The sequence below is a fragment of the Actinospineispora spinosispora DSM 44797 genome, from assembly GCF_000429025.1.
GTDB classification, from domain to species: Bacteria; Actinomycetota; Actinomycetes; order Mycobacteriales; family Pseudonocardiaceae; genus Pseudonocardia; species Pseudonocardia spinosispora.
This window is the reverse complement of record NZ_KE386836.1, coordinates 235,780-248,082: the sequence shown is the minus strand read 5'-3', so window position 1 is coordinate 248,082 and position 12,303 is coordinate 235,780. Positions and strand designations below refer to the sequence as shown.

Below are 12,303 nucleotides of genomic sequence, written 5' to 3'. Positions count from 1 at the left end.
GCCCTGGCGGTTCAGGGGCGGGGTGCGCTAGATGTGTGTGCGTTTTCTGGTGAGGTAGGTGGCTGCTGGGCGGGGGTTCGAGGCGGGGCGGACGTCGAAGTGCCACCAGGCCGCCGCGGCGGCCTGGGTGAGGTGGAGCGCGTCGGGGGCGGCCAGGCCGTTCGTGACGCACCAGGCTCGGGCGGCCGACGTGAGCAGGTGGTAGTCGTCCAGGTTGTCCAGGCGAAGCTGGCCGGTGGCGGCGTCGGGCAGCGGGACCGTTCGCAGGAACTCCCGTTCGCGGGTCTTGCGGTCCAGGTCGGCGCGGGTGAGACCGGCGTCGGCCAGGGCGGTGGTGCAGAACGCTCGGACCACGGCGGGCACCTCGTCTATCCCGAGCGCCCGCGCCACCGAGATGCGGTGGTGCCCGTCGAGCACGAAGTACAGCCGCCCGACCCTGGTCAACGACACCGGCGGCATCGCGGCGCCCGAGGTGAGATGACGCGCGACACCTTCCCAGCGCTCGCGCAACACCGGACGCATCGGACGGAACGCGCGGTCGAAGTCACCGGGACGGGCCACCGTGCCGACCACGTCGCGCGTCGAGACGATCACCTGCCGGATGCGCTGCACTCCGGGCCGGTCACACGGCCCTGACCTGGTGCCCAGCGCCGTGAGCACCTCGTCGAGCGACAGTGCCGCCTCGGCGTCCGGGTCAGCGGGATCCCGCCGACCCCACCAGCGGTGGGCCCTCGCGTCCGACGACGTCGTGAAGCGGGGCGGCCGGATCATGCCCTGCGCAACACCCGCGCGGACCACGACTATTCCGCTACCAGCTCAGGAGAGCGTCAAGTGCGGTCGATGATCCACTGTCCATGCCCTAGATTTAGAGGCATGCCGCATTTCGACGTCGTCGTTCTTGGTGCCGGGCCGGGTGGCTACGTCGCCGCCATTCGAGCCGCTCAGCTTGGCCGTCAGGTGGCCGTCGTTGAGGAGAAGTACTGGGGCGGTGTCTGCCTGAACGTCGGGTGCATCCCGTCCAAGGCGCTGCTCCGCAACGCCGAGCTGGCCCACCTGGTCACCAAGGAGGCGAAGACGTTCGGCATCTCCGGCGAGGTGTCCTTCGACTTCGGCGCCGCCTACGACCGCAGCCGCACGGTGGCCGAGGGCCGGGTCAAGGGCGTGCACTACCTGATGAAGAAGAACAAGATCACCGAGTTCGACGGGCGTGGCTCGTTCGTCGACGCGCGCACCATCGAGGTCGCGCTGACCGACGGCGGCACCGAGACGCTGACCTTCAACGACGTGATCATCGCGACCGGCGCGGAGACCAAGCTGCTGCCGGGCACCGAGCTCTCCGAGCGGGTGGTGACCTACGAGGAGCAGATCCTCACCAGGGAGCTGCCGGAGAGCGTGATCATCGCGGGTGCCGGCGCGATCGGCATCGAGTTCGCGTACGTGCTGAGCAACTACGGCGTCAAGGTCACGATCGTCGAGTTCCTGGACCGGCTGCTGCCGCTCGAGGACGCGGACGTGTCGAAGGAGCTGGGCAAGCGGTACCGCAAGTACGGCATCGAGGCGCTGACCTCGACCCGGGTCGAGTCGATCGAGGACGACGGCAGCGGCGTGACCGTCACGGTCACCGGTAAGGACGGCAACACCAAGGAGCTGCGCGCCGACAAGGTCATCCAGGCGATCGGCTTCGCGCCCCGGGTCAAGGGCTACGGCCTGGAGAACACCGGGGTTCGGCTGACCGAGCGCGGCGCGATCGACATCGACGAGCGCATGCGCACCAGCGTCCCGCACATCTACGCGATCGGCGACGTCACCGCGAAGCTCATGCTGGCGCACGTCGGCGAGGCCCAAGGTGTGGTCGCGGCCGAGACGATCGCCGACGCGGAGACCATCGAGCTCGAGTACGTGATGATGCCGCGCGCCACGTTCTGCAACCCGCAGGTGGCCAGCTTCGGCTACACCGAGGCGCAGGCCCGCGAGCTGGCCGACGAGAAGGGCTGGAAGGTCAAGGTCGCGACGTTCCCGTTCACCGCGAACGGCAAGGCCCACGGTCTCGCCGAGCCGGGCGGGTTCGTCAAGCTGATCAGCGACGAGACCTACGGTGAGCTGCTCGGCGGTCACCTGATCGGGGCCGAGGTCACCGAGCTGCTGCCCGAGCTGACCCTGGCCCAGAAGTGGGACCTCACCGCGCACGAGCTGGCGCGCAACGTGCACGCGCACCCGACGCTGTCCGAGGGCCTTCAGGAAGCGTTCCATGGCCTGCTCCACGGCATGATTAACCTGTGAACTAGGGTCTTGCGTCACCAAGCGACTACTCACCGTGGAGGGATAGGTCGTCGTGACGGCTTCAACTACGAGCAGGACCAGCATCGCCGAAGTGGATGTCGCTGACCAGGCAGGATGGTGGTCACGCGAGGCGGACGCCGTCCGGGCGACACTGCGCGAGCAGTTCGACACCGACCTTTCGGGTGCCGACCTGACCGAGCCTCGTGACCCTGCCCAGCTGAGAGAACGGCTGCGCGAGAGCGCCCCGGGCTTGACAACGATCACCGACCGCATCCGGTCCGCCTTCGACGACGGCGGCGCGTGCGCCGTGCTCGTCCCGTCGCTCGGTGTGGCCGGCGTCGAGGTCGACGAGCAGCGCAAGGCGCTGTACTCGTTCGCCTCACTGCTGGGTGACGTGATGGCGAACCACCCGATGGACACCGTCGTGTGGGACGTGCGCAACCGCGGCCTGGAGTCGGAGACCCGGGTCAAGGCCTCGGACAGCGACCGTTCGGCCGGGTACCACACCGACGCCGGCTACCTGCCGACTCCGCCGAGGTTCTTCCTGCTGTACGCCTCGCACGCCGCCGAGTGCGGCGGCGGCCTGTCGCTGCTGCGCGACGGCCGGATCGTGCTGGACCAGCTACGGCAGACCGAGGAGGGCCGGGAGGCCATCAAGGCGCTGAGCCAGCCGGTTCCGAGGCGCGTCTCCAGCGACCTGCACCACCTCGCCAAGATCGAGGAGGACGGGCTGCAGTATGCCCCGGTCCTCGGCCTCGACCCGCTGATCTGGCGCTGGTCGAAGCGGCGGACCCGCGAGTTCTCCTCACCCGAGGTGCAGCAGGCGATCGACACCGTCTACGAGCTGGTCAAGCGCGGACCGGGCGAGTTCCGGCTGCCGATCCCCACCGACGGCGTGATGATCTTCGACAACCACGTCGCGATGCACGCCCGGACCGGGTTCACCGACCAGCGGCGCAACCTGTTCCGCATCCGGTTCCACGACATTCCCTGACGGGTTCGCCGCATCGGCTCCGGTCAGGCAGTGACCGGGGCCGGTGCGGCGCCCATCGGCTGGCTCGGCGGCGCGGTCCAGCGTCGCTTGAGCGAGCGGGTGACCAACAACGCCACCAGCAGCCCGATGAACGCCCCGATTCCCGCCGCGAGCATCCGGTTCGGTGACGCGGGCGCGGTGACCGAGTAGGCGGGCGCGAGGACGATCGCGCTGTTCAGTGACGTGTTCGCAATGTCGAGCTGACCCTGCAGGTTCGCCACCTTGGCCTGGGCGGCCACCTGACCGGCGGCGGGCGCCGTCGCGGCAGCGCGTTTCGCGTCGTCGAGCTGGGCCTGGATGGCGGCGGCCGGACTGTGCGCGCGCTCCACCGAGAGATACTGCGTCGCGATCGCGTTCGCCAGCGTCACACCGGTCTCCCGGCTGGGGTCGAGCACATCGAGGTGGATGACCTCGGTGTTGTCCACGATGGTCGCGGTGACCTTCTTGGCCAGGACACCCGTGCTGAGCCCGTTGGCCTTGGCGACCGGGGCGAGCACGCTGTCGTCGGTGAGCGTCACTTCCTGGCTGCTCAGGTTGCGGTCGGTACGCATGAAGTAGCTGGCGTTCTCGACGTGCAGGAAGTACCGGATCTCCGCGCGGCCGATGTACTGGGTCGACATGCCCGCCGTGACCAGGAGCCCGACCAGAGCACCGACCAGCGCGAAGGCCACCACGATGCCGGTCAGCTTCCAGCCCTGCCCCGCGGTGAGCGGCTTCGGCAGGGGTGGAGGGAATCGAGCGAAGCCCGGCCCCGGTGGCGGCGGCTCGTACGGACGCGTCATCTATCCCGCCTCTGGTTCTCCTGATCGGCCGCGAACCAGTCTAGTGGCCATCCGCTTGCGCTTCTGATTTCGAAGCGCCACAATGGTTCGAATATCGAAGCACCTACCGTTCGGAGTGATCCCCATGGACCCCGCGACGCGCTACGCCACAGCTCTCGCGGCCGGCGACCCGGCCACGATCCTCGCCCTGTTCACCGACGACGCCTCGATGATCAGCCCGTTCAACCACTGGAAGGGCCGGGCCATCGAGCTCGCCTACCGGGCCAGAGCCAGGGCGTTCACCAAGCCGACGATCGAGACCGTGCTCGCCGGCAACGACCGGGCAGTGGTCGTCTGGCACCGCGACCTGGACGGCGTCGAGGTCCGCGCCTGCGACGTACTCACCCTGCGCGGCTACGCGATCGAACAGGTCGAGATCTACATCCGCCCCGCCGAGGTCCTCCCGGCGGTCCACACTGCGATGACGGCGGCTTGGGGGGCTGTCTCATGAGCCTGTCCCGCGCGTCTCAAGTTCTCGGCAGGGACCCCACTCCGCTTCGCTCCGGGGGCCCGCAACCGAGAACTTCGGCGGCTCCGCCCTCGCTACGCTTCGGGCTTCGCTGCCGTCGCTGGACGCGCGCTTGATACCCCGACTTGGGAGCCGCCCCTCAGGCACTACCCGCCTTCGGCGGAACCCCTTCGGGCGCCTTGCGGGGCCCACTCCTGAAGCGTGTGTCACCCCACGCGCGGCGCAAGGTGAGGTGCCCCCGCTGCGATGCGCCTCCCACGACGAAGGGCCACACCCGCACACAAACCAAGCCATGCACAAGGGGAGGATTGATCAGGGGTCGGAGCGCCAATACCGCAAGCCCGGCTCCGCGAGTCTCCCCGCAGGGGGTTCAGTGCGAAGCACTGCACAGAACGCAACAGGCGAAGCAGAAGGCGATCAGACAAGCGCGCGTCAAGCGAGGGCAGCGAAGCCGGAGCGAAGCGAACGGCGAAGCCGCCCAAGTTTCCGGTTGCGGGCCCCCGGAGCGAAGCGGAGCGGGGTCCCAACCGGAAACTTACGACGCGCGGGCGCCCGCCAGTGAGCGGAGCGGGGTCCCAACCGGAAACTTACGACGCGCGGAGGCCAGCCAGTGAGCACAGCACCCGGCAGACCTGTCCGAGGATCGAGCACCGGGCGGCCGATGATGGCTGCGCTCGACCTGTTGGGCAAACGGTGGACGTTGCGGGTCGTGTGGGAGCTGCAGCAGGCGCCGGCCGGGTTCCGCGAGCTGCGGCGGCGAGCCGACGAGATGTCCTCCAGCGTGCTCGCCGACCGGCTGCGCCAGCTGACCGAGGTGGGCATCGTGACGACCGACGACCAGGGTGTCTACCAGCTCACCGAGCTCGGGCGCGGCCTGCGGCCCGCCCTGGAGCCGCTGCGCGTCTGGGCGGAGGAGTGGGCTGATGCGCTGGGTCCCCCACAGTGATCTTCTGCTCGTCGTGATCTATCCAGCGGGTGTGATCGATGCTACAACCAGATCATGGTGCTGAGAGGGTTCTTAGGACGTGTCCTCGTTGTCGGCCTCGGCGCGCTGACGCTGGCCGCGTGTTCTTCCGAGGCTCCGCCACCGTCCGGCGCGCCGCCCGCCCAGCCTGGTCAGGCCGCCGGGTCTCCTCAGCAGAGCCAGGCCGCGTTCCGCGAGCTCTACCAGGAGCTGGTCGAGACCAACACGACCGCGTCGGCCGGTAGCTGCACGGTCGCGGCGCAGAAGATGGCCGATCGGCTCACCAAGGCCGGCTATCCGGCCGCCGACGTGACCGTGTTCGTACCGCCGGACCATCCGAAGGACGGCGGTCTGCTCGCCACGCTGCCCGGCACCGACCCGGCCGCCAAGCCGATCCTGCTGCTCGCTCACATCGATGTCGTCGAGGCGGACGCGAAGGACTGGGGTCGTGACCCGTTCAAGCTGGTCGAGAAGGACGGCTACTTCTCCGCGCGCGGTGCCAGCGACGACAAGGCCATGGCGTCGATCTTCGTCGACAGCCTGATCCGCTACCGCGCCGAGGGGCTGCAGCCCAAGCACCCGATCCGGCTGGCGCTGACCTGCGGCGAAGAGGGCGGTGACCAGGTCAACGGCGCCGAGTGGCTGGTCGCCAACCAGCGCGACAAGGTCGACGCGGCGCTCGTGCTCAACGAGGGTGCCGACGGGGCGCTGGACGCGAACAACAACCGGGTGTCGCTCGACATCGAGGCGGGCGAGAAGGTCTACCAGGACTTCATCCTGAAGGCCACGGACGCGGGCGGGCACAGCTCGATCCCGGGCCCGAACAACGCGATCCAGAACCTGGCGGCCGGGCTCGCCCGGATCGGCGCGTTCACCTTCCCGGTGGAGATCAACGACGTCACGCGCACGTACTTCGAGCGGCAGGCCGCGCTGCATCCCGGTGAGGTCGGCGATGCGATGAAGGCCATCGCGGCGAATCCCGCCGATGCCGCCGCGGCGGCGACACTGTCCAAGGATCCGCAGTACAACGCGATGTTGCGAACCACCTGTGTGGTCACGATGATCAACGGCGGTGAGGCGAAGAACGCGTTGCCACAGAGCGTCGAGGCCAACGTGAACTGCCGGATCCTGCCCAGCTCGTCCGGTCCGAAGGTCCGGGACATGCTGGTCGCCGCCGTGAACGACTCGAAGATCTCGCTCGAACCCAGGTCTCCGTACGGGCCCACGGCGGGTATCCCGCCGCTGTCGCCCGGGGTGACCGGGCCGATCGAGCAGGTCGCCGGGAAGCTGTGGCCGGGGGTTCCGCTGATCCCGGTCATGCAGGTCGGCGCGACCGACGCGACCGCGTTCGCCGGCACCGGCGTCCCGGTGTACGGGCTGAGCGGCATGTTCGAGAAGCCGAACGACAGCCACATCCACGGCGTCGGTGAGCAGATCCAGGTGCGTTCGCTGTACGAGGCCAGGGACTTCCTCTACGAGCTGGCCAAGCTCTACGCCACCACCCTGTGAACGCCGGTGGGCCGGGCTCACCGAGCCCGGCCCACCGCGTTATCAAGGCAAATCAGTAGATGCTTTATCACACAAGCTTTGTTGAATGGACCAAACTTCCCTACCTTAACCCCTAGATCGTCTAGATTCCTTATACTCCGGTGCGTGTCGTCGTCCTGGACTCCTCGGTTGCAATCGCAATCACATGAGCACGTGGCCGAGGGCACCCGTCGGGCGCGGGCGGCGACCGATTCGCTCCGATCGCTCCAGCGGCCGGAGAAGGACGCGGCACTGCACGCGCTCGCCGCCGCGCTGCTCGCCCACAGCCACGACATCCTCGAAGCCAACGCACTCGACGTCGCGGCGGCCCGGGACCAGGGCGTGATCAAGCCCAGGGTCGACCGGCTGACGCTGACCCAGGACGTCCTCGAAACGCTCGCCTACGGGCTGCAGACCGTCGCCGCGCTGCCCGACCCGGTCGGTGAGGTGATCCGGGGCAGCCGGCAGCGCACCGGCGTCGAGGTGTGCCAGATCCGGGTGCCGATCGGCGTGGTCGCGGTGCTACACGAGGGCCAGCCGTCGATCATCGTGCAGGCACTCGGCCAGCTGCTGAAGACCGGCAACGCGGTGCTGCTGTTCGACGCGCACGAGTCGTCGACCCACACCGACAAGGCGCTGGTCCGCGTGCTGCGGGACGCGTTGAAGAACACCGAGGTGCTGCCCGACGCGATCCAGCTGGTCTCCGGCCACCAGCGGGCCGTCATCCGGAGCCTGATCATCACCAAGGGCGCCGTCGACCTGGTGATCCCGCTGCTGCAGAACGGCATCCCGGCGCAGCTGCTGCCCGAGGCCGCCGTGCCGATCGTGCACATCGGCTCCGGCAACTGCCACATCTACGTCGACGCCGCGGCCGACCTCGAGCTCGCCACCCGCGTTGTGCTGGACTCCAAAGTCGGGCACGCGGCGCTGTCACACGCCGTCGAGACGGTACTGGTCCACGCCGACGTCGCCGAGGAGTTCATCCCGAAGCTCCATGCGGCGCTGCAGGAGCACGGCGTCACCGTGCACGCCGACGAACGGTTCGCCGCGCTGGCGCCGGGCGTCACCGAGGCGACCGAGCACGACTGGGACAGCGACTACCGCACGATGCACCTGGCCGCGGCCGTGGTCGACTCGTCGCGGGACGCGATCGCGCACATCGCCCGGCACGGCACCGGCCACACCGAGTGCGTGATCAGCGCCGACATGGATCTGGCGCGCGCGTTCGCCGCTCAGGTCGACGCCGCGACCGTCGCGGTCAACACCCCGACGACGTTCAGCCAGTCCGCGACGAACCTCATGGACCCCGAGCTGGCGTTCTCCACGCAACGGCTGCGGCCGCGCGGTCCGCTCGGCATGAGCGACTTCACCACGACGAAGTGGCTGGCCTGGCCCTCGGCACAGAACTTCAACCACCTCCCCCAGGATCCCCGGCACGCCGAGCCCGAGGTGCCCGCCGCCGAGCCCGAGCCGGTCGCCGCGGTCGCCCAGCACGTGGAGCAGGACGACCTGGAGCTTGTCGGTCAGGCCGAGCCGGACCCGTTCGGCTTCACCGCTCCGGTCGCCGAGCAGGAACCGATCGCCGTTCACACCGAGCCGGGACCGGTCAGCGAGACCGAGGAGGAGCCGGCCGGGGACGACCCGCCGGCGGCCAACGGCTTCCAGCCCGCCGAGATGCTGGCCGCCCAGATACTCGCCGGCCAGACCGAGCCGGACCCGCTCGACTACACCGCTCCGGTCGCCGAGCAGGAACCGATCGCCGTTCACACCGAGCCGGGACCGGTCAGCGAGACCGAGGAGGAGCCGGCCGGGGACGACCCGCCGGCGGCCAACGGCTTCCAGCCCGCCGAGATGCTGGCCGCCCAGATACTCGCCGGCCAGTTGCTGCCCACCAGGTTCTCCCTGAGCGGGCTGTCCCCGAGCGATCTGCCCTGGACCGAGTCGGCCGCCGAGCAGGCGCCGCCGCCCGCCGACGAACCGGAGTTCGTCGGCCTGCAACCGGGCTACGAGGTCCCGCTGCCGGAGGCTCCGCTGCCGGACTCCGACGAGCACTGGGTGCAGACATCGGTCCCCGAGCAGCCGTCCCATGCCGAGGCCGACGACGCCACGATCCACGAGTTCGCCTCCCGAGCCCAAGCGATCCCCGAGGCCTCCTGACCCCGCTCCACCCAACCATGATCACCACGGTCTGGTAGCTGTTTCCGGGCGAAAGATCAGCCACCACGCCGTGGTGATCAAGAAATGTCGGTCAGAGGCGGGCTAGCACGGAGGCCAGGATGGCCTCGGGGGCGTCGTCCTGGACCAGGTGGCGTGCGTGGGGGATCAGATGGAAGTCGGCGTTCGGGATACGGTCGGCCAGCGTTCGGCCGCGCTGGTGGGGGATCCAGGTGTCCTGCTCGCCCCACACGACCGTGACCGGGCAGTCGACCTCGCCGAACCGGTCCTCGATCTCGTCGGTGTAGCGGTCGCTCATCTGCGCGATCTGCCGGTAGAACGCGGCCTGCCCCTGTTCACCGAGCCACGGCCGGACGTAGAGCATCAGATCGTCCTCGGCGAGGGGCCGGTGCGCGGCGCCCTGCACATAGGCACGCACGGCGGCCTCGTGGATGTAGCCGGGCAGCTCGCCGTAGGCCTGTTCGTGGCGCAGCGCGGCCTGCACGAACGGTGACCCGGACGGGCCGATCGCCACCGGGTCGACCAGCGTCAGCGTCCGGTAGCGGCGGTCGTTCAGCAGCATCGTGCGCAGGGCGGTCGCGCCGCCGAAGTCGTGCGCGACGACGTCCGGACGGTCCAGGCCCCAGTGGTCGAGCAGCGCGGCGAACAGCCGGTTCTGCACGCCCAGCGACACGTCCTGCCCGTCGCGCATCTCGGACCGGCCGTAGCCGAGCAGGTCGAAGTAGTAGACCGTGCGGTGCGCGGCGAGGTACGGGGCGATGCGCCGCCACACGACCGAGGAGAACGGCGTGCCGTGCAGCAGGACCAGAGGGTCCCCTTCACCGATGCGACCCCAGCGGACCTGCTGGCCCTCGAAGTCGAACACCTCGGGCAGTGGCCAGTCGTCGAGTGTCATGACTCCTCCAAAAGTAACCTGAATTGACAGTATTTTCGGTTACTGTAGATTCAGTCGAGTGGAGATCGCAACGGAGATGTTCGTGGGAGGGCATCCCGCGCTCGACTTCGTCAACACCGCGGGCGGCAGCACGAAGGTGCGCGACAAGGACCGCCTGGTGGAGCTCGGCGACGCGATCGACTGGGCGCTGGCCGTGGAGCTGCTCGCCCCGGAGGAGGCGCTCACGCTCCGCGGGGCGCGGGACACGGACGCGACGCTGGATCGGCTGCGTGAACAGCGGGAAGCGCTGCACGCGTACCTGTCGGCGGCCGCTCTCGGCGAGGAGCCGGATGCGGCCGCGCGGTCCCGGGTGGAGGCCGACGTGCGCGGCGCGTACGCCTGCGCGCGGCTGTCCGGGAGGCCCGGCGAACCGGACGTGTGGACGGTGCCGATGGCCGAGGCGGGCGTGGACGTGCTCGCCCACCGCATCGCGCTGACCACCGCAACGCTGCTGACCAGCGCCGACGCGAAGGCCGTGCGGGTATGCCAGGCCTGCTCGTGGCTGTACCTGGACCTGTCGCCGACCAGACGCAGGCGCTGGTGCTCGATGGCGACCTGCGGAAACCGCGCCAAAGCCCGCCGCCACAGGGCCAAGCAGCCGTGAGTGGCGAGTGGTCCTATAGGACCACTCGCCACTCACGGCTGCTGATCAGGCGAGGTGGACGTACTCGTAGTCGACGGGCTTGTTGTTGATGCCGTTGGACGGCGGCGCGATCCAACCGGCGATCTTGCCCGGCTCGTACACCGGACGCATGAGCGACTTGATGTGCGTCTTGTCGGCCTCGGTGGGCAGCCAGGCGTCCTGCTTGGCCTCCCACGCATCGGCGCTGACCACGTTGCCCGCCGGCGTGATGTGGTGTTCGCCGAACAGCCCGACCTGCCGGTTGAACCCGACGTGCGGCAGCGACAACCGGTGGTCCAGCCCGGACTTCTCCAGCACCCGGTTCCACCGCTTCATGCCGCTCTGGCAGTCCTTGACGTATTCGAGGCGCAGGTCGTGGTTCAGCGCGAGCAGCGCCGAGACCTCCTCGGTGCCGAGCTGACCGTCGCGCACGACGTCCATCTGGGCGCCGTCCTCGGTCAGCACGTGATCGTCCTTGCGGCGTTCCTCCTGCCAGCGGCCCTTGAGCCCGGCGGTGAAGTAGTTCGCCGCGTTGGTGGACTGCTCGGAACCGAACAGGTCCAGCGACACCGAGTAGTGGAAGTTGATGTACTTCTGGATCACGTCCAGCGGGATGCCGCCGTGCGCGGCGATCTCCTCGGTGTCGTGCTCGCGCATCAGCTCGGCGGTGCGGGCGACCACCCGGTCGACGCCAGTGGTGCCGACGAACATGTGGTGCGCCTCTTCGCGGAGCATGAAGTCGCAGGTCCGGGACAGCGGGTCGAACGCGGACTCCTTCAGCGTGCCGAGCTGGTACTTGCCGTCCCGGTCGGTGAAGTAGGTGAACATGAAGAACGACAGCCAGTCCGGCGTCTCCTCGTTGAACGCGCCGAGGATGCGCGGCGAGTCGAGGTCACCGGAGTTGCGCTGCAGCAGCGCCTCCGCCTCCTCGCGGCCGTTGCGGCCGAAGTAGGCGTGCAGCAGGTACACCATCGCCCACAGGTGCCTGCCCTCCTCGACGTTGACCTGGAACAGGTTGCGCAGGTCGTACAGCGACGGCGCGGACTCCCCCAACCGGCGCTGCTGCTCGACCGATGCAGGCTCGGTGTCACCCTGGATGACGATCAGCCGCTGCAGGTCGGCGCGGTACTCACCGGGCACCTGCTGCCAGACCGGCTCACCCTTCTGCTCGCCGAACGCGATCTTGCGGTCGTGGTTGCGTTCGGAGAGGAACACGCCCCAGCGGTACTCCTCCATCGCCACGTGACCGAAGTGCGCCCAGCCGTCACGCCCGACGTCCACCGCGGTCCGCAGGTAGACGTCCTCGGTGGGGACGGCCGGCCCCATCGTCTTCCACCAGCTCAGGAAGTTGGGCTGCCAGGACTCCAGGGCGCGCTGCAGCTTGCGATCGCCCGCGAGATCGACGTTGTTGGGGATCTTCTCGCTGTAGTCAATGCTCATCGTTGCCTCGCAGGGCGTTCAGGCCGTGAGTGATTTGG

The 12,303-nt window shown here is 69.0% G+C and carries 11 protein-coding genes; 7 read left to right on the top strand and 4 right to left on the bottom strand.

The window, feature by feature from the left end; all coding sequences use genetic code 11:
- Positions 1-27: 27 nt before the first annotated feature.
- On the bottom strand, positions 28-798 hold the full coding sequence (locus tag G406_RS54975; RefSeq protein WP_051343238.1) for a ParB N-terminal domain-containing protein: 771 nt from the start codon (positions 796-798) through the stop codon (positions 28-30).
- Between the two features lie 75 nt (positions 799-873).
- On the opposite strand from G406_RS54975, the gene lpdA reads away from it, so the two are divergent.
- On the top strand, positions 874-2,280 hold the full coding sequence (gene lpdA / locus G406_RS0138245) for a dihydrolipoyl dehydrogenase (protein ID WP_028937948.1): 1,407 nt from the start codon (positions 874-876) through the stop codon (positions 2,278-2,280).
- A gap of 52 nt (positions 2,281-2,332) precedes the next feature.
- The gene (locus tag G406_RS0138240) at positions 2,333-3,274 is read left to right on the top strand and encodes a TauD/TfdA family dioxygenase (protein ID WP_084216688.1); all 942 of its coding nucleotides are present in this window, start codon (positions 2,333-2,335) and stop codon (positions 3,272-3,274) included.
- A 23-nt stretch (positions 3,275-3,297) separates the two neighbouring features.
- Here the strand turns inward: G406_RS0138240 and G406_RS0138235 are convergent, their stop codons facing one another.
- The gene (locus tag G406_RS0138235) at positions 3,298-4,095 is read right to left on the bottom strand and encodes a YveK family protein (protein ID WP_028937946.1); all 798 of its coding nucleotides are present in this window, start codon (positions 4,093-4,095) and stop codon (positions 3,298-3,300) included.
- 124 nt (positions 4,096-4,219) lie between these two features.
- Between G406_RS0138235 and G406_RS0138230 the strand changes: the two genes are divergently transcribed.
- The 4 genes from G406_RS0138230 (at position 4,220) to G406_RS54970 (ending at position 9,251) form a co-directional block, all read left to right on the top strand.
- Positions 4,220-4,585, top strand: a complete 366-nt coding sequence (locus G406_RS0138230; RefSeq protein WP_028937945.1) for a nuclear transport factor 2 family protein — start codon at positions 4,220-4,222, stop codon at positions 4,583-4,585.
- A gap of 628 nt (positions 4,586-5,213) precedes the next feature.
- Entirely contained in the window at positions 5,214-5,549 is a 336-nt protein-coding gene (locus G406_RS0138220; RefSeq protein ID WP_028937944.1) for a winged helix-turn-helix transcriptional regulator, read from the top strand.
- Between the two features lie 54 nt (positions 5,550-5,603).
- Positions 5,604-7,076 carry a M20/M25/M40 family metallo-hydrolase gene (locus G406_RS0138215; RefSeq protein WP_051343236.1) on the top strand — a complete coding sequence of 491 codons (1,473 nt, stop codon included), beginning with the start codon at positions 5,604-5,606 and terminating at the stop codon, positions 7,074-7,076.
- A gap of 6 nt (positions 7,077-7,082) precedes the next feature.
- Positions 7,083-9,251 carry a glutamate-5-semialdehyde dehydrogenase gene (locus tag G406_RS54970; protein WP_084216686.1) on the top strand — a complete coding sequence of 723 codons (2,169 nt, stop codon included), beginning with the start codon at positions 7,083-7,085 and terminating at the stop codon, positions 9,249-9,251.
- Between the two features lie 91 nt (positions 9,252-9,342).
- Here G406_RS54970 and G406_RS0138205 read toward each other — a convergent pair whose 3' ends face one another.
- Positions 9,343-10,164 (bottom strand): alpha/beta fold hydrolase, encoded by an 822-nt coding sequence (locus G406_RS0138205; RefSeq protein WP_028937942.1) that lies wholly within the window; start codon positions 10,162-10,164, stop codon positions 9,343-9,345.
- 58 nt (positions 10,165-10,222) lie between these two features.
- Here G406_RS0138205 and G406_RS59215 point away from each other — a divergent pair, with 58 nt between their 5' ends.
- Positions 10,223-10,807 carry a CGNR zinc finger domain-containing protein gene (locus G406_RS59215; RefSeq protein WP_037080718.1) on the top strand — a complete coding sequence of 195 codons (585 nt, stop codon included), beginning with the start codon at positions 10,223-10,225 and terminating at the stop codon, positions 10,805-10,807.
- Between the two features lie 45 nt (positions 10,808-10,852).
- On the opposite strand, the gene boxB is transcribed toward G406_RS59215, so the two are convergent.
- Positions 10,853-12,265 (bottom strand): benzoyl-CoA 2,3-epoxidase subunit BoxB, encoded by a 1,413-nt coding sequence (gene boxB / locus G406_RS0138195; protein WP_028937941.1) that lies wholly within the window; start codon positions 12,263-12,265, stop codon positions 10,853-10,855.
- Between the last annotated feature and the right edge of the window lie 38 nt (positions 12,266-12,303).